A 17,404-nucleotide genomic window follows, 5' to 3' on the forward strand; every position below is an offset into this window, starting at 1 on the left:
TGTACCGTGCGTTTGCAATAATGTATCGTGCGTTTGCAATAATGTACCGTGCGTTTGCAATAATGTACCGTGCGTTTGCAATAATGTACCGTGCGTTTGGAATAATGTAGCGTGCGTTTGCAATAATGTACCGTGCGTTTGCAATAATGTATCGTGCGTTTGCAATAATGTACCGTGCGTTTGCAATAATGTACCGTGCGTTTAGCATAATGCATCATGCGATTTGTATAATTAATTAAACACTAGATATGAAAAAAATAATTTATACAGATAAGGCTCCTGCACCAATCGGACCTTACAATCAAGCCGTTTTAGTAGGCAATACACTTTATACTTCTGGACAGATTGCGCTAGATCCTGCATCAATGGAATTGATTTTAGACAACATTGAAGTCGAAACAAAACAAGTGATGGAAAACATGAAAGCAGTTCTAGAAGCTGCCGGAATGAGTCTTGAAGACGTTGTTAAGACTTCAATCTTTATAATGGACATGAATGATTTTGCCAGAATAAATTCGGTTTATGGAAGCTATTTTGATGAAAAGACTGCTCCAGCAAGGGAAACAGTTCAGGTGGCTTGCTTGCCGAAAAATGTGAACGTAGAAATCTCTATGATTGCTATCAAACAATAATTAGAAAAATTTTTCGAATATAAAAAAAGTCCAATCTCTAAATTAGAAATTGGACTTTTTTATTTAAGATTATTCTCCTAACAATGGTAAATTACCCTATGGCGATTGCATTCAATAGCAATTGTGCCGTTGCTTCATTTGTTGCCAAGGGAACATTGTGAACATCGCAAACCCTAATCAACATATTAATGTCAACTTCATGGGCATGGCTTGAATTGGGATCCTTAAAAAACAAAACCATCTGTGTTTTGCCTTCTGCCACCCGAGCCGCTATTTGTGCATCGCCCCCAAGTGGTCCTGAAAGCATTTTTTGAACTCTGAAACCAGCATTCTCTGCTTTAGATCCGGTGGTTCCAGTTGCAATTAGCGAGATGTTCTCAGCAATAAGCAAAGCTTTATTTTTATTGAGAAACTGCACCATATCGGCTTTCATTCTATCATGTGCAATTACAGCAATTTCCATAGTCTTTTAGTTTATACGATGATAATCGATCAACCCGTCGATAGGACGTCTCAAAACGTTTCCTAAAATCAATCCGTTTTGTTCCAAGACTGTTTTCAATTCATCTTTTAAATAAAAAGCGATTGAACCTACAAAATGTACTGGAACTTCACGGCAGTTTTCAAATTGCGAAATATAATTGTCTACAAATTTCTGCATTGCTTTCTTCACAAAAACATTGATGAAAACATCGTCTTTGTGCTTGATTAGGAACTTTGCAAACGTTGCCAAATAGGCATTTGGATTTGGTTCCTTATACAAATGATGCTTGATGGTGTCTGGATCTAGATCGTAATCCTTTTCAAATTCTTCGGCTAAATGCTTAGGCATTTTCCCAAAATGATAAGCACGGATTAGGGAGCGACCGAAACGGTTTCCGCTGCAATCGTCCATGGCCATATAACCAAGAGATTGTACTTTTTGGTGCAATTCTTCTCCATCAAAATAACTGCAGTTTGAACCTGTTCCCAAAATTGAAATAATTGCTTTTTCGTTGTTTGGATTGGTTGCATACGCTGCCGCATAGGTATCTTCCTTTACGTTGATTTCGGCATTTGAGAAGAACTCTTTGAAAATGTCTGCCAAGAAATTTTTCATTCTGTCAGTTCCGCAACCTGCTCCGTAAAAGTAAAGATGCGTTACTGCTTTTCTATTCTGGTAGATATCGAAGCGGTCCTCAAGACGCTCAAGGACTTCCTTTTTATCTAAAACTTCAGGATTCAATCCTAAAGATTGTGTGGTAAACAGTTTGTTGCCATTATCATCTAATGCAATCCAATCTGCTTTTGTGGAACCACTGTCTACTAATAGTTTCATTTTTGGTTTGTTAGTTTGTTTGTTAGTCTCGATCGGAAAATAGATTTACAAGATGCCGAAAGATTTTAATCTAGCCCCGATTACCTCACATTACACTTATTTTCATAAGTGTTCGGTGAACACTTCGTGTTTGTAGTGGAAATCCTTTTCTTTTTTTCCTTTAAAAAAAGAAAAGATTGCAACGGAAAGCGGGAAAATGGTTGGAACAAATGTCCTAGCGATTTGCTCCTAAATCAATACAAAAAATCCCGTCAATATAAAATCAACGGGATTTTGTAACTCTATAAATTATTTTAAACCAGCGATATGAACCGACAAATCGATCAATTTGCTAGAATATCCGTACTCGTTATCGTACCAAGATACGATTTTGAAGAACGTTGAATTCAATCCGATTCCTGCTTTTGCATCTACGATTGAGGTGTGAGAATCTGAGATGAAATCTTGAGAAACCACATCGTCCTCGGTATATCCAAGGATTCCTTTTAGTTCGTTTTCTGAAGCTTTTTTCAATACTGCCATGATTTCTTCGTAAGAAGTTTCTTTGGCAACTTTTACTGTTAAATCTACTACAGAAACGTCAACAGTTGGAACTCTAAATGACATTCCTGTTAGTTTTCCGTTCAATTCTGGAATTACTTTTCCAACTGCTTTTGCAGCTCCGGTTGATGATGGAATGATGTTTACACTTGCTGCACGTCCACCTCTCCAGTCTTTTTTAGAAGGACCATCGGCAGTCATTTGTGTTGAAGTTGTTGCGTGAACCGTTGTCATCAAACCTTCTACGATTCCGAAGTTATCGTTGATTACTTTCGCTAGAGGCGCCAAACAGTTTGTTGTACATGAAGCGTTAGAAACCACAGTATCTGAAGCTTTTGCTGATTCGTGATTTACTCCCATTACAAACATTGGAGCATCTGCTGATGGAGCTGAAATGATTACTTTTTTAGCACCACCTTTGATGTGTGCGTTTGCTGTTTCTAATGTTGTGAAGATACCTGTACATTCTGCTACAACATCTACTCCAACTTCATCCCATTTTAGAGTTGATGGGTCTTTTTCGGCAGTAATACGGATGTTTCTTCCGTTTACGTATAATTTTCCTTCTTTTACTTCTACCGTTCCGTTGAAACGACCGTGAACTGAATCGTATTTTAACAAATAAGCTAAATGGTCTACATCTAATAAATCATTGATGGCTACAACTTCTACATTATCTCTGTTGAAAGTTTCTCTGAAAACGATTCTTCCAATTCTTCCAAATCCGTTGATTCCTAATTTTACTTTTGACATTTTTTGTTTGCTTTTTAGCTTCAGGCATTGCCTTTGGCCGATTATTTAAATTGTTTGTTTATTGCTAAAGCTTGTGTGTTTAAATTTCCTCACTTTTAAACATTCAACCCTAAATTTTATGTTGACATTATATCGGATACCCTTAATAATTCCATATCGATTGGATAGTGTCCTTTGATGGCTTGTTCCAGAGGTGTCAAGGTCACCACATCTTTAAGGATTCCAACCATATAGTTTGATTTTCCTTCTAGTATAGATTCTACAGCTTTTACTCCTAGCCTACTTGCCAAAACCCTGTCGTAGCACGATGGTGCTCCACCTCTTTGCATGTGTCCGAGAACCGAAACACGGATGTCGTATTCTGGCAGATGTGATTCGATGTAATCTTTTAATTCGAAAACATTCTTACCCATTTTATCTCCTTCGGCAACCACCACTATACTTGATGATTTTCCTGATGCCTTACTTTTTTGAAGTGACTCCAATAATCTGTCCAGTCCTAAATCTTCCTCTGGAATAAGAATTTCTTCTGCTCCAGCACCGATTCCTGCGTTTAGAGCGATGTGTCCGGCGTCACGCCCCATGACTTCTACGAAGAAAAGACGGTTGTGTGAACTTGCCGTATCACGAATCTTATCGATGCATTCTACCACTGTATTTAGAGCGGTATCATAACCTAAAGTGTGACTTGTACCGAAAATATCATTGTCAATTGTACCAGGAATTCCCATTACTGGAAAGCCGTATTCCTTATTGAAAACTTCGGCTCCAGTAAAGCTTCCATCACCTCCGATAACCACTAATGCTTCAACACCTGCCTTTACCAAATGGTCGTGTGCAATTTTTCTGCCTTCCGGTGTCATAAAATCTTTTGATCTTGCCGACTTTAGAATTGTTCCACCTTTGTTGACGATATTATTTACAGAACGAGGTCCCATTTCTTTGAAATCACCTTCAATCATACCTTGGTATCCACGGTAGATTCCGATGCATTCTATTCCGTGAAAGGCACAAGTCCTAACGACAGAACGTATAGCGGCATTCATTCCAGGGGAATCTCCACCAGAAGTTAGCACCCCTATCTTTTTAATTGATTTTGACATTTTTTAATATATTAAAATGCTAATTTAACAAACATATATAATTAAAGATAGCACGTTATTAATAATTTAGTAAACGAAACACATTTCAAACGTTTTCGTTAATAAGTTTTTAAAATTGACAGGTTTGTGAAGAAAAAATAGTCGAAAATTACGAATAATTGGGAATCGCAATCAAAAATGAAGCAAATGTAGAATTATAGATTTATCAATCTTCTTTGGAAGGAATTGCTTCAGCGTTGTTTTTAGGCTCGACAGGTTTCTTCTTTTTGTCTGGAAAATTCATATACTCCGGAGCAATTTCAGAATCTGGAATAAGATCGTCTTCAATCTTCACTTTGTCTAATTTGTGATTCTTGAAAATTTTGTTCACTAATTCTTTGAAGGTATCAAAATCGACTTCATAAGTGACACCAATACCTTGCGTATATCCAATTCCTTCTCCTATATAATTAATGTCGTTTTCTCTGTTGAAAACACGAAGGTTCAAACTTCCATCTTCATTAACCCTATATTGCACTTCTACATTTCCAACAATGGCGGACTCATTGATGCCTCCAACCGGAACACCCACTTTTCCGTTAACGGTAATACGTTCGTTTACTTGTGTAGAAACCGTTAATCCTACAGAACCATCGGCTTCGTTTCCAGGTGTTCTATCTGCAGAAACAATATCGATACCTACCTGTACTTTATCATCAGGATTTTGAAAAATATCATCAAAAATACCACCGGCAGTTTCAAAAAGATTTTGGGCAATTGCACTTTGATTCACACCGTCCTGGCTCAAAAATCCTCCCGTACTCAACAAGGTCAACGCCTGTGTCTGACGGATGTCTTTATCTCCTAATTTCGTTTGAATTTCTGATTTCAACACAGAACTTATCGTTGGGAAATTAATACTGAAATCAGGCTCAGGACTGCTCAAACTTCCTGTGATTCCAATTCCTACTTCAACAGGAACTTTTCTGTTTACAGATGGATTATCCAATAAAACGGAAGGATTTGCAGTGGTTTTGTAAACCGCTTCCAAATTCAATCGGGCTCTCATGGGATCACCTTCCCAAACAATCGTACTGAATTTTTTTACATCCAATCGCTTATCAATAAGGCCCCTGTAACGGAAATTATAGGAACCCTCATATACTTGATAATCTCCAACCATATTGAATTTTCCAAGCGTATTGATTTCCAAAAGCAATGTACCGTTTCCTTTTGCCTTCATTCCGTGACCGGTTTCTCTGTCCAAAATCACTTCAATTTCGGCTTCAGGAGTTACATCCAATTCAAACTTTAATTCCAATCCTTTATAATCTCTAACCTGACCAATAATTCCTTTTTGAAGATTGTATTTTTCTTCAGGTGTCAAGAAGTGCATAAAACTTTTGTTCCCAACTGCTTCGGCATTGTTGATTGGAATCTTAATCTGGGTGCCACTTTTGGATTCTGCTACCACATCAATCAACAAACCATCCGTTGGTCCTGAAATTTTTGCAGTTCCATCAATAAAAGCCGTTCCATAATAGGCCGCATCTTCAGAATCTTTTGTGTCGAGAGCCAACAATCTGTTGCTATCGATTGTCAAATCCAGATTCCAATCGGAAAAATTCTTATGCTTTATGGTTCCGTTGATTTTCCCTTCGGTCTTATGCTTCGTATCGACCATGGTCGCATTTTGGAAAATAAACTGATTTTCTGCCAAATCGATGATTGAACTTTCCTTGAAAGCATAATCGACATTCAAATACGGAATCCTCAAACCGGCTTCGTCTAGAAAAAGTCGGCCGTTAACTTCCGGCTTGGATAAATTGCCCGAAATATTGGATGTTCCAGAAACAAAACCCCTAATATTGGATATGACTTCGCCACCCAAAGGACTCAAGGCCGCCAAATTGAATTGATCAAAACGCAAATCCAAATCCATGATGGTTTGCTTGTTCTCTATAACGAAAGTTCCCTCTGCAAGAAAAGATTCAACGTTTTCATTTTCTAAATTGGAATCAATGGTGAATTTGCTAAAGGAATCGTTTCCGGCAATGTCCACATTCAAGTTACCTAATTTGATGTCATTTATATGCAAACCATCAACCTGAACAGAAGCTGTTGGCTTATAAACTTTGTTATTTTGCTTGAAATCAATCTTACCGTTCAAATTTCCAGCCACATCAAGACTGTCAATCGCAGGGATAATTTTGCCAAGATTTACGTTTTCGAAATTCAACTGCAAATCCTTATAAGTAGAATCCCGAAGCTTACCCATCAATTCAATCTTCTGATCTTCATGGGTCATTACAAAATTCTCAATGGCAAAATTTTTAAATTTCTTGTCGAAAACTATCTTATTGTCGGAAGTTTCATCTTCGTTTAAAAACCACAGATAATCTTTAAATTTCACTTCGGATTTTTTCAAACCTACAACACTATTGTTCTGTTTGTCAATCGTATGATAGAAATTCAGATTATAAAAATCATCTGCCTTTTTTCCTCCTTTAAATTCTGTCCTGGCAAATAAGGTGTCATTTGCTGTGACATTTATAAAACTGAATTCAGAGAACTTATAGTATTTTGTCCTGATAGTATCCATCTCGATATAAGCATTGTAGAGTGGATTTTTATTATCAATATCAATTTTTATCTTGTCAAAATAATTATCAAAAGCTTTGATTCCTGGCGAATTAAAGACAAGCTTGAATTCATCCTTGTCGGAATTAATACTTCCCCTAACCATTGTATTGGCGCCTACTTCGATTCCTGGGTAAAAAATTTCAATGATCTTGTTATAGACACTGAAATTGAATTTGAGGTATTGTCCTTTTGAAACTTTATTAGGGGTATAATTGGCATACAGACTTCCTGCAGCATTTTCAACCATCTTCAATAATTGATTGAACTTGAATTTCCCGACCAATTTTCCTTCGATAATATCCGGAGAATTGATGGTAATGGTTCTTTCATTATTGGCATCAAAAGAAGATTCGAGCGTAAAATCGTCAAAAATGTAATTGTCTTTTTGGTTCTGATAAGCAGTCTGAGAAATTTTTACAATCCCGGCAAGATTATCAATATTGTTTCCTGAAATATTCATTTCGATATCACCTTTGAAAACAGAAATCGAATCTTTCATAAAATTCAATTTTTTCAAATCGGCATAATCGATCTTTGTATGAAAATCATAGCGCAGATCCTTTCTGCTCAAATCCACCAAACCATCAAAATCCATGAAAAGATTAGGATCATTAACATTTACCTTTCCTTGGAATATTGGCGTCTTGAAATTACCTTCCACGTTGATATTCGTGTAAGTATATTTGTTGTAATGAAGTTTGGAAACCTTCCCGCTAACCTCTGTATTCAGGTATTTTTTGGTAAATCCTTTTCCGTCAACATCAAGATTGAGGCTGACTTTTCCGATGTCTTTTATGCTAAGAAAACTTCCAATATTGAAATTATCCAACTCTACATTTCCAACATACGAAGCGTTATCAATATTGTCAATTTCAGTCATCTCCAAATTCGATTTGATATTTCCGATTCGGGTTGACATAAAAAAATCAGTCGTAATGGTTTTCTTTGTAATCTCTGCAGTCCCAACTAAATTGAACTGTCCAAGATTTGCCAATGATGTAGGCAACGATTTTCCAAGAACATTTGGCAAAAGCGCAATCAAATCCTCATAATTTGAACTTACTTTATAGAAATTTCCTTTCATATAAAACTCCTGATTTCCTTTTCCGAAAAGGTTCTTGAAGTTTACATTTCCTATAATTTGAGATTTCTTCTCATCAATAAGCTTTAAATTTTTAAAGTTGATGTTATTGAGCGTTCCATCAATTTTGGCTTTCAAATCAAACTTTTGATTTTTTCCCAATTCATTATAGAAATACCGGATGTCATTTGAAGCCAACGTAGATTCATCGATTTTTACATCAAAAACTACCCTGTTGTTGAAGTCGGCAAAATCTTTACGGTCATATCGCAATACAACTTCACCCTTGAAAACCGACTCTTTTGTCTTTAAATCCAAATCTTCAAGAACGATACTGGTTTTGGAATAACTGAATTTTGAGCTTAGATTTTCAACAAACAAACCGCGATGATCCTTGAAAGACATTTTATTGATCTTCGCAGTAACATCCGGTCCGTAAATTTTGAAATTATTCAGCGAAGCATTCAGTTTTGTAAAATCAACACTGACGGGGAGGCTGATATTTTCATCAATTACCATAAATCGGCTGTTGGAGAAATAGGCGTTTTTAGCCTGGAGAAGAAATTTTTTCTTGGAGGTTGAAGGCTTTCCATCATCAAATAAATCAATGAATTTATCAAGGTTGGTGTAATCTTCGCCTTTGTAGTTTTTCAGATTAAAAACCAATCCGTCGAGCCTGATATCTCCAAAAAGCAAATCGCCATCGATTGCCCTGCTGATGTCTAAAATATTGGTTTTTATTCGGTTAGCAAAAATAAGTGTATCCTTGTGATGGTCGCGAATCATCACTGTTTTTAGCTTTACACCTCCAAAGATTGAAACAGAAACCTGCTCAACATTTATGTCGGTTCCATAATCTTCGTTAAGCATATTGGTAACATAATTCCCTATTTTGGTCTGAACGAAAGGCAGTGAAAGTAAAATACCAGAAAGCAGTAAAAACAATACCAATCCGAGCAAAACTCGAAATACTATTTTTTTTATTCTTCTAAACTTTGATACTTTTTTTACTTTTTCCAAAAATTTTATTTTGCGTAAGGAATCAGGATAGCTTCAATAAAAATCTCTATTTTTGTATTCGATGTAAAAATAAAGATTTTTTAGTCAAATATAACTCAAAATCCGTGCCTTTTATGCCTGATAAGCCTGTTTTTATATTGGCAATTGAAAGTTCTTGTGACGATACTGCAGCCGCTGTATTGCATAACGACAAAGTCCTATCGAATGTTGTTGCAAACCAACTTATTCATACTGAATTCGGTGGTGTCGTTCCTGAGCTTGCCTCGAGAGCGCATCAGCAAAATATCGTGCCTGTAATTGATGCTGCGATCAAAAGAGCAAACATCTCAAAAGAACAGCTTTCCGCAATTGCTTTTACCCAAGGTCCAGGACTGATGGGGTCCCTTTTAGTGGGAACTTCATTTGCAAAATCGTTGTCATTAGCTTTGAATGTTCCGCTGATTGCTGTGAATCATATGCACGCCCATATTTTGGCACATTTCATCGATGAAGAAAGTTTCGACAAACCCACTTTTCCCTTTCTCGCCCTGACCATTTCGGGAGGACATACACAGATCGTGAAAGTGAATGATTTTTTTGATATGGAAATCATCGGCGAAACCACTGATGATGCCGTTGGAGAAGCATTTGACAAGAGTGCTAAAATCCTCGGATTGCCTTATCCCGGAGGTCCTTTGGTAGACAAGCATGCTCAGAAAGGAAACCCAAAAGCTTTTGCCTTTACAAAGCCTAAAGTTCCCGGTTTGGATTTTAGTTTTTCAGGCTTGAAAACCGCCATCTTATATTTTATCCAAAAGAAAGCCACTGAAAACCCAGATTTTATTGCAGAAAATATCGACGACATCTGTGCTTCTATTCAGCATACTATCATTGAAATCTTGATGGACAAGTTGAAATTGGCAGTTAAGGAAACCGGAATCAAGCAGATTGCAATTGGCGGCGGTGTTTCTGCCAATTCAGGAATTCGGACAACTTTAAAAAATGCCGAAAAAAAATACGGTTGGAAAACTTACATTCCAAAATTTGAATATACCACCGATAATGCCGCAATGATTGGAATTGTAGGTTATCAAAAATTCCTGGCCGAAACTTTCGAAAATGCTTCGGTTGTTTCCAAAGCAAGAATCCAATTCTAAAAATTATGCAATTATTTTATAATCCAACGATTACTGAAGGCACTGAAAGTTTTGTTTTTGACAAAGAAGAAAGCAAGCACATTGTAAAAGTAATGCGTAAAAAACAAGGCGATATTCTATTTGTAACAAATGGTTTGGGGTTTTTATTTAAAACAGAAATTATTATTGCAATGGACACAAAATGTTCGGTCAAGATTGTTTCATTTGAAAAAAGCGAACCTCTAAAATATCAGCTACATTTGGCTGTTGCTCCAACAAAAATGAACGATCGTTACGAATGGTTTTTGGAAAAAGCCACCGAAATGGGAATTTCCGAAATCACTCCTATTATTTGCGATCATTCGGAACGAAAATTTATTAAAACGGATCGATTCGATAAGATTATACAATCGGCAATAAAACAATCCCTGCAATATTATCTTCCAAAACTGAACGAACCGATTTCTTTCAAAGATTTTATGAAAATCAAAAATGAGGGTCTGAATTTGATTGCACATTGCGAAGAAACCAATAAAAAATCATTAAAAGATGTCTTAAAACCAAAGGAAAACATCACCATATTGATTGGACCCGAAGGCGATTTCTCTGATAAAGAAATAAAATCAGCATTAGAAAACAACTACATTCCTGTATCTTTGGGAAATACGAGGCTAAGAACAGAAACTGCTGCCGTTGTTGCCTGTCATAGTGTTGTTTTTGTAAACGAATAGGTGATATTTAACTTAATAAATAAATCGAATATGAAAAAAACTTTACTTTTTGTACTTTTTTTATTGGCTTCAAATGGGTTTTCTCAGCAAAGCAACATGTTTTTTGGTATAAACACTCCCGTACCTCTTTGCAACGCTGGAGATTGTATTCAACTTACAACAAATTATCAAGATATTAAAAGCACAACTAATTATGATGTATCCGGCATTGGTTACAACCCATTGTACGCTTTTACTGGCGGAAGCGTGATTAATGTGACTCTTGACGACCAATTTACGAATGTGTCGATACCGTTCACCTTTTGCTTTTATGGAAATGTATATCAGAACATTGCAATAGGTTCTAACGGTGTAATTGCATTTAACCAAACGAGCACTGAATGCCCTTATCAATTTACGACTTCAATTCCTGACCCTAATTTTCCTATCAAAAATGCAATTTACGGCGTTTATCAAGATACTGACATAACAACGAGTGTAAATCCAGCTGTTCAAAATGTAAATTATTATACCTCTGGAACTTCTCCAAATAGAGTTTTTGTTATCAATTATAATGAATTACCGCTTTATAATTGTGGTTCATCTAACCTTCAGACCTCACAGATTGTTCTTTATGAAATGACGAATATAATTGATGTTTATGTCAAAAAAAGAACTTCTTGTACAGCTGCAAATTTTGGAAATGGCCTGATTGGCATCCAAAATCAAACTGGTACAAATGCTGTTGTTCCTACAGATAGAAACACTGGTACGTGGAATGCGACAAATGAAGCTTGGCGATTTTCACCAGCTGGAAATTCACTGACAAGTAGTTTTACATGGTCATTAAATGGAGCAACCCTAGTTGACGAAACGCAAGATTCCATTACGATTTGCCCTCAAGATAGTGACAATATTTCCGTAACTATGAATGTCACCAGATGTGATGGTTCACAACTTGTCTTTACTGAAAGTTTAAATCTCAACTTTGAGCCGACTCCTGCGTTTACAAACCCTATTGATTTATTAGTTTGCTCAGAAAACGCACTTTATACGATAGATTTAACCGTAAATTCTCCCTTGGTTTTGAACGGTTTGAATCCTAATGATTTTATGATTTCTTATCATCAAAATGAAACGGCAGCCATAGAATTTAGTAGTGAAATTGAATTTCCCGAAGCCTATTCTTTTATAGAAGAAGAGGTAATTTATATTAGAATTGAAAACCTAAATACAGGTTGTTATTACATATTAACCTTCACTGTTTCAGGTTCAGAACCACCATCCGCCCCTGAAGGATCAGCTTCCCAAGGTTTTATGCCTGGTGAAACTTTGGAAGATTTAGAAGTTATTGGTGAAAATATCCAGTGGTATGACGATGCATTTGAAGGAAATTTGCTTCCAAATACAACTCCTCTACAAGAAAACGTTACTTATTATGCTTCGCAAACAAACGAAGCCGGTTGCGAGAGTGAAGCTCGAAACCCAAATCCGATTTCCAACAGGCTTGCTGTAACGGTTTACTCTGATTTAGGAACAGAAAATTATGCCATTAAAAATTTGAAAATTTACCCGAATCCTACAAAAAACAATTTGAATATTATTGCAGAAAGTGATATCTCTTTAATTGAAGTTTACAATTCTCTTGGTCAAAAAATCATTGCCAAAACGAATGCATCAAACCAACTTTTTGTTGATTTATCAAGTATTAATTCGGGAGTTTATTTCATTAAAACTTATTCTGGCGAAAATGTTCAATTCACCAAAATCATTAAAAACTAAAATCATTATTCCTTAATGAAAAAAATAACCTTTGCATTGATTTTATTGGTTTCCGCATTTGGTTTTTCTCAGGAAATTGCGCTTTTAAAGTACAGCGGTGGTGGCGATTGGTATGCAAATCCAACTTCTTTGCCGAATCTGATAAAGTTCTGTAACCAAAACATCAATACCAAAATCAAGCAAAAACCAGCCACTGTCGAACCCGGAAGTCCGGATTTGCTTTCCTACCCTTATGTGCATTTAACGGGGCATGGGAATGTAGTTTTTAATGACAATGATGTAAAAAACCTCAGAAATTATATGACTTCTGGAGGTTTTCTGCACATCGATGACAACTATGGATTGGACCAATACATTCGAAAAGAAATAAAAAAAGTATTCCCAAACAATGATTTGGTTGAAATTCCTGCCAATCACGCTATTTTTCAAAAACCCTACCCTTTTCCTGCCGGACTTCCAAAAATACACGAGCACGACGGAAAACGTCCACAAGCTTTTGGGATTTTTATCGAAAACAGGTTAGTACTTTTATATACCTACGAAACCGATTTGGGCGATGGCTGGGAAGATCCAGAAGTGAACAACGATCCTAATGAAGTACGCCAAAAAGCGCTGAAAATGGGAGCTAACATCATCCATTATATTTTTAATAATTAGTACTGATATGATAACATCAAAAACAATTTCCAATGGAATTTTAAGAGCGATTGCCACTATTGTGATTGTTGCACTTTTGCTCTATTTCTTGTTTCAAATACAGGTGGTAATTGTTTATCTTGTTGTCGCATTGATTCTTACCTTGATTGGAAATCCTATTCTAAACTTTTTCAAAAAGCGATTAAAATTCAATAACCTTTTCGGAACCATTGCCACACTTTTTATTTTTGTTTCGATAATTATCGGATTCATCATGATGTTCGTTCCGCTGATTTCTGCACAAAGCCAAAGCCTTTCGCTTCTAAACACTTCTGAAATTGAACAAAACATCACGCAACTTATTCATCAAATCACCGTTTTTTTAGACAGCCACAACATCGATTCTGCAAAAATGTTGAAAGAAGCGAATATTTCATCGAAAGTAAATTTTAACTTTATACCCAACTTTTTAAACTCGATTTTAGGAACCATTAGTAGTTTCGGAATGGGTTTAGCATCGGTGCTGTTCATCACATTTTTCTTTTTGAAAGACCGTGTAATGTTTATCGTTGGGGCAAAAAAAATCTTGCCGGACAGCCAGGAAGATAAGATTTTGAACTCGCTGGATAAAATCAACGTATTGCTATCGAGATATTTTATTGGATTATTATTGCAATTGTTTATTGTGTTTGTTCTTTATTTAATTGTGTTGCTTATTTTCGGAATTGACAATGCTTTTATCATTGCCTTTTTATGTGCGGTTTTAAACATTATCCCTTACATTGGACCTTTAATTGGTTCTGTTCTTGCTGGAATATTGACCATGATTAGCAATTTGGGAAGTGATTTTCAATCGGAAATTCTGCCATTAACGATTTATGTTTTAATCGGTTTTTGGATTGTTCAAATCATTGACAACAACGTTTCGCAACCCTTAATCTTTTCGAGTAGCGTAAATTCGCACCCACTGGAAATTTTCTTGGTTATTTTGATAGCTGGATTTATGTCGGGAATTTTGGGGATGATTTTGGCTGTGCCTATTTATACCATTTTAAAGGTGATTGGAAAGGAATTTTTTCCAGAAAACAAAGTAATTAAGATACTTACCAAAAATATTTAATTTGAATTTTTCGATATTAGATACAGAAATACAATGCTTTATTGATAGTAATATTGGCACTGATATTTCAAAATTAGCCCTGCAAAAAAATCCATTTCCTCATTTTACTTGGACGGAAATTTTAAATCAGATTTCGGCTAAAGCCAAGGCAAAAGACAAGCTTCCAACTTGGTTTTCGACTTATGGAATTATTTATCCATCCAAAATTTCGGTTGAACAAACTTCTTCCGAGAAAACAGCTTTAAATAAATCAAATCTGATTTCCGGTGAAAGCCTTATTGACTTGACCGGTGGTTTTGGTGTAGATGATTATTATTTTTCAAAACAAATAAATAATGTTGTTCATTGTGAAATAAATGAAGAACTTTCCCAAATTGTCAAGCATAATTTCAAACAATTAAAAGCAGACAATATTGAATGTTTTTCTGGAGATAGTTTTGATATTTTACAAAAATTAAACAGACGATTCGATTGGATTTACATTGATCCATCCAGAAGGAATGACGCAAAAGGCAAGGTCTTTATGCTGAAAGATTGCCTTCCAAACGTCCCCGAATTGATGGATGTTTACTTTTCATATTCGGATAAAATTTTAATCAAAACCGCACCAATTTTAGATATTTCGGCCGGATTGTCAGAATTGAAAAATGTAAAAAACATTCATATTGTTGCCGTTGAAAACGAAGTAAAAGAATTGCTATGGGAAATTCATAAATCATATACTGAAACCGTTTCTATTAAAACCATCAATCTATCAAAACAAACTGAAGTTTTTGATTTTGTTTTAGATGAAAATGCAAATCCTACATTTGACCTGCCTAAAAAATATCTTTACGAATCGAATAGCGCTGTAATGAAATCGGGAGGTTTTAATAATGTCAGCCATCAATTCAACATTGATAAACTTCATCAACATTCGCATCTTTATACATCAGAAGAATTTATAGATTTTCCTGGTAGAGTTTTTGCAATTGAAAAAAAGCTTCTGTACAATAAAAATAATATGAAGGAATTTCTGGAAAATAAAAAATTCAATATTACGACAAGAAATTTTCCGGAAACCGTTGAAGCAATTCGAAAGAAATGGAAGATAAAAGACGGCGGAAATGAATATTGTTTTTTTACAACCGATATGAATAACGATAAAATAGTTTTAATTTGCACCAAAATAAACCAATAATGAAATCTTTACTACTTAGCTTTTTTATATTTTTTCAATTTACCGCTTTTGCTCAAAAAGACTGTGATTACAGTACAAATGTTGTAGACTCCATTGGAAGCTACAAATCGACTAAAGATTATTTGGTACACGAAAGAATTTTTGGAGTAAGTTCCACTTATATCTTTTTTTCATTAATAAATGCTGATGGAACCCCTTATTTGAAGGTTCAAACTGTTACAAAAAGTAGTGATTTTATAAAGGCTGTTTGCTATGACCTCAGTTCTAAAATCTATTTGCAATTGCTTAATGGAAAAATCATCACTTTAGTTCACACTCAAAATGAAACTTGTGGCACAATGGTGCGCTTGGAAGATGAAGGCAAGAACACAAGGATTATTTCGGGAGAATTTATGTTTTTAAAAGGTTCTTTCGAAGATTTAAAATCATCTCCGGTTTCTCTTATAAGAATCAAATCAGTAACTGACACGCAGGATTACATCTTTAAAAAAGAACTAGTATCAGAATTAATGAAAGAAAATTATCATCCTGAAAACTACTTTATTAATTATTTGAAATGTATTGAAAATTAGTCACATTGCCATTTAAAATTCGATAATTTATCAGCTGAAGCATTTTTTAAATTATAATGCCACCACTCCGATTCAAAAATCTTGAAGTTGTGTTTTTGCATTATTCTCTTTAGTAATTTCCTGTTTTGGATAACCTTTCTATCCAGTTTTTTATAATTGTGGCTGGATTCAATCCCGAAATGATCGAAATCTGTTCCCATATCCAATTCATTTCCTGTTGAATCAACTAGAGTAATATCTACCGCTCCTCCTCTATTATGTATGGAACCTTTGGCAGGATTGGCAACATAATTTGGATTAGAAACTATTTTCCACATCCGTTTTTGAATATCGAGAGGACGGTAGCAATCATAAATTTTAATCCGATACCCTTTTTCCATAAAGTTTTTATTGGCCTCTACAAGCGCTTTCACAGTCTTTAATCTCAAATAGCATTCTCCACAATCGTATACTTTTGATTTTAGAAAATTATCATCCGTTGCGTATCGCATATCATATACAAAATCCTGACTATAATCTTTTAGGTTGACAAATGTTGTATCATCGATGATAGTGTCTTTTACTAGTTTTTTTAAAGCCATTTCCTTCAATAGAATGTTTTTTTGAGTAAGCTCTTCTTTCGTATCATTTTTAGTAAGATTAAAGATTAGCATCATAACTAATAAATAGCAAGTGTTCATATCTATGGCTTTATAAAAAATTTAGAAACTTATTTTTGGTATCAATTATTTTACTAATTTAGTTTTTACAAAACAATTAAAATTAAAAATTATGAAAAAGTTATTAGTCGTTTGCATGGCGCTCCTTGTTTCGGGATTCCTAAATGCGCAGGATGTACAGAAAGCCAAATCGAAAGCAAAACAGGAAAGTACAGAAATTAAAAAAGAAGCAAAGAAAGCAAAAAAAGAAATTAAATCTGAAGCTGATAAAACGGTTAAAGAAGCTAAAAAAGATGCTTCAAAAGCAAAAGCAGACGCAAGTAAAACCGCAAAAGATGCTAAAAAGGAAGCACAAACTAAAAAAGAAATCATCAAAAAAGATGTAAAAGTTTCCAAGGAAACTGTTGCAGAAAAGAAAGCTAATCTTGAAACCAAAGACAAAGTTACTGGAAACTACAACGGAAAGAAAGTTTACACAGGCCCAAAAGGAGGGCGATACTACATCAACTCCAATGGCAATAAAACCTACATTGACAGAAAATAATTAAACTAAAAGCTACT

The 17,404-nt window shown here is 35.2% G+C and carries 16 protein-coding genes; 9 read left to right on the forward strand and 7 right to left on the reverse strand.

Going from position 1 to position 17,404, the window contains the following annotated elements; translation table 11 throughout:
• Positions 1–186: hypothetical protein (locus ACI6PS_RS13100; protein WP_421013020.1), on the reverse strand; the 186-nt coding region annotated here is incomplete at its 3' end.
• A 62-nt stretch (positions 187–248) separates the two neighbouring features.
• On the opposite strand from ACI6PS_RS13100, the gene ACI6PS_RS13105 reads away from it, so the two are divergent.
• Positions 249–632 carry a RidA family protein gene (locus ACI6PS_RS13105; RefSeq protein ID WP_421013021.1) on the forward strand — a complete coding sequence of 128 codons (384 nt, stop codon included), beginning with the start codon at positions 249–251 and terminating at the stop codon, positions 630–632.
• Positions 633–723: 91 nt separating this feature from the next.
• Here ACI6PS_RS13105 and ACI6PS_RS13110 read toward each other — a convergent pair whose 3' ends face one another.
• From ACI6PS_RS13110 to ACI6PS_RS13130, 5 genes are all read right to left on the reverse strand, one after another.
• Positions 724–1,095 (reverse strand): methylglyoxal synthase, encoded by a 372-nt coding sequence (locus ACI6PS_RS13110; protein WP_421013022.1) that lies wholly within the window; start codon positions 1,093–1,095, stop codon positions 724–726.
• A gap of 6 nt (positions 1,096–1,101) precedes the next feature.
• Complete coding sequence (locus ACI6PS_RS13115) at positions 1,102–1,950, reverse strand: BadF/BadG/BcrA/BcrD ATPase family protein (RefSeq protein ID WP_421013023.1); 849 nt, start codon at positions 1,948–1,950, stop codon at positions 1,102–1,104.
• 288 nt (positions 1,951–2,238) lie between these two features.
• A complete protein-coding gene (gene gap / locus ACI6PS_RS13120) occupies positions 2,239–3,243 on the reverse strand; it encodes a type I glyceraldehyde-3-phosphate dehydrogenase (protein WP_421013024.1) in 1,005 nt (334 codons plus the stop codon).
• A gap of 116 nt (positions 3,244–3,359) precedes the next feature.
• Entirely contained in the window at positions 3,360–4,346 is a 987-nt protein-coding gene (gene pfkA, locus ACI6PS_RS13125) for a 6-phosphofructokinase (protein ID WP_421013025.1), read from the reverse strand.
• Between the two features lie 205 nt (positions 4,347–4,551).
• On the reverse strand, positions 4,552–9,069 hold the full coding sequence (locus tag ACI6PS_RS13130) for a translocation/assembly module TamB domain-containing protein (RefSeq protein ID WP_421013026.1): 4,518 nt from the start codon (positions 9,067–9,069) through the stop codon (positions 4,552–4,554).
• Between the two features lie 113 nt (positions 9,070–9,182).
• Here ACI6PS_RS13130 and tsaD point away from each other — a divergent pair, with 113 nt between their 5' ends.
• Genes tsaD through ACI6PS_RS13165 form a run of 7 tightly spaced genes read left to right on the forward strand, consistent with a single transcriptional unit; the run spans position 9,183 to position 16,184 of the window.
• Positions 9,183–10,205, forward strand: coding sequence for a tRNA (adenosine(37)-N6)-threonylcarbamoyltransferase complex transferase subunit TsaD (gene tsaD / locus ACI6PS_RS13135; RefSeq protein WP_421013027.1), 1,023 nt, complete (start codon positions 9,183–9,185; stop codon positions 10,203–10,205).
• 5 nt (positions 10,206–10,210) lie between these two features.
• The gene (locus ACI6PS_RS13140) at positions 10,211–10,915 is read left to right on the forward strand and encodes a 16S rRNA (uracil(1498)-N(3))-methyltransferase (RefSeq protein ID WP_421013028.1); all 705 of its coding nucleotides are present in this window, start codon (positions 10,211–10,213) and stop codon (positions 10,913–10,915) included.
• 30 nt (positions 10,916–10,945) lie between these two features.
• On the forward strand, positions 10,946–12,676 hold the full coding sequence (locus tag ACI6PS_RS13145) for a T9SS type A sorting domain-containing protein (RefSeq protein ID WP_421013029.1): 1,731 nt from the start codon (positions 10,946–10,948) through the stop codon (positions 12,674–12,676).
• A gap of 15 nt (positions 12,677–12,691) precedes the next feature.
• Positions 12,692–13,333: a DUF4159 domain-containing protein gene (locus ACI6PS_RS13150; RefSeq protein WP_421013030.1), complete on the forward strand. Its 642-nt coding sequence runs from the start codon at positions 12,692–12,694 to the stop codon at positions 13,331–13,333.
• Positions 13,334–13,340: 7 nt separating this feature from the next.
• Positions 13,341–14,432, forward strand: coding sequence for an AI-2E family transporter (locus tag ACI6PS_RS13155; protein ID WP_421013031.1), 1,092 nt, complete (start codon positions 13,341–13,343; stop codon positions 14,430–14,432).
• 1 nt (position 14,433) lies between these two features.
• Entirely contained in the window at positions 14,434–15,612 is a 1,179-nt protein-coding gene (locus ACI6PS_RS13160; protein ID WP_421013032.1) for a THUMP-like domain-containing protein, read from the forward strand.
• Positions 15,612–16,184, forward strand: coding sequence for a hypothetical protein (locus ACI6PS_RS13165; RefSeq protein ID WP_421013033.1), 573 nt, complete (start codon positions 15,612–15,614; stop codon positions 16,182–16,184). The genes ACI6PS_RS13160 and ACI6PS_RS13165 overlap by 1 nt, the downstream gene beginning before the upstream one ends.
• On the opposite strand, the gene ACI6PS_RS13170 is transcribed toward ACI6PS_RS13165, so the two are convergent.
• Positions 16,181–16,765 carry a M15 family metallopeptidase gene (locus ACI6PS_RS13170; RefSeq protein ID WP_421013059.1) on the reverse strand — a complete coding sequence of 195 codons (585 nt, stop codon included), beginning with the start codon at positions 16,763–16,765 and terminating at the stop codon, positions 16,181–16,183. The two genes, ACI6PS_RS13165 and ACI6PS_RS13170, sit on opposite strands and share 4 nt — an antisense overlap.
• A 190-nt stretch (positions 16,766–16,955) precedes the next feature.
• Here ACI6PS_RS13170 and ACI6PS_RS13175 point away from each other — a divergent pair, with 190 nt between their 5' ends.
• The gene (locus ACI6PS_RS13175) at positions 16,956–17,387 is read left to right on the forward strand and encodes a hypothetical protein (RefSeq protein WP_421013034.1); all 432 of its coding nucleotides are present in this window, start codon (positions 16,956–16,958) and stop codon (positions 17,385–17,387) included.
• Positions 17,388–17,404 lie beyond the last annotated feature (17 nt).

It is taken from the genome of Flavobacterium sp. PLA-1-15, from assembly GCF_049060005.1.
In the GTDB taxonomy this organism is placed as follows: Bacteria; Bacteroidota; Bacteroidia; order Flavobacteriales; family Flavobacteriaceae; genus Flavobacterium.

Excerpts from the sequence above, each read along its gene's own strand:
- ACI6PS_RS13105 (WP_421013021.1), top strand. The coding sequence starts at position 249 with ATGAAAAAAATAATTTATACAGATAAGGCTCCTGCACCAATCGGACCT.
- ACI6PS_RS13110 (WP_421013022.1), bottom strand. The coding sequence starts at position 1,095 with ATGGAAATTGCTGTAATTGCACATGATAGAATGAAAGCCGATATGGTG.
- ACI6PS_RS13115 (WP_421013023.1), bottom strand. The coding sequence starts at position 1,950 with ATGAAACTATTAGTAGACAGTGGTTCCACAAAAGCAGATTGGATTGCA.
- gap (WP_421013024.1), bottom strand. The coding sequence starts at position 3,243 with ATGTCAAAAGTAAAATTAGGAATCAACGGATTTGGAAGAATTGGAAGA.
- pfkA (WP_421013025.1), bottom strand. The coding sequence starts at position 4,346 with ATGTCAAAATCAATTAAAAAGATAGGGGTGCTAACTTCTGGTGGAGAT.
- tsaD (WP_421013027.1), top strand. The coding sequence starts at position 9,183 with ATGCCTGATAAGCCTGTTTTTATATTGGCAATTGAAAGTTCTTGTGAC.
- ACI6PS_RS13140 (WP_421013028.1), top strand. The coding sequence starts at position 10,211 with ATGCAATTATTTTATAATCCAACGATTACTGAAGGCACTGAAAGTTTT.
- ACI6PS_RS13145 (WP_421013029.1), top strand. The coding sequence starts at position 10,946 with ATGAAAAAAACTTTACTTTTTGTACTTTTTTTATTGGCTTCAAATGGG.
- ACI6PS_RS13150 (WP_421013030.1), top strand. The coding sequence starts at position 12,692 with ATGAAAAAAATAACCTTTGCATTGATTTTATTGGTTTCCGCATTTGGT.
- ACI6PS_RS13155 (WP_421013031.1), top strand. The coding sequence starts at position 13,341 with ATGATAACATCAAAAACAATTTCCAATGGAATTTTAAGAGCGATTGCC.
- ACI6PS_RS13165 (WP_421013033.1), top strand. The coding sequence starts at position 15,612 with ATGAAATCTTTACTACTTAGCTTTTTTATATTTTTTCAATTTACCGCT.
- ACI6PS_RS13170 (WP_421013059.1), bottom strand. The coding sequence starts at position 16,765 with ATGGCTTTAAAAAAACTAGTAAAAGACACTATCATCGATGATACAACA.
- ACI6PS_RS13175 (WP_421013034.1), top strand. The coding sequence starts at position 16,956 with ATGAAAAAGTTATTAGTCGTTTGCATGGCGCTCCTTGTTTCGGGATTC.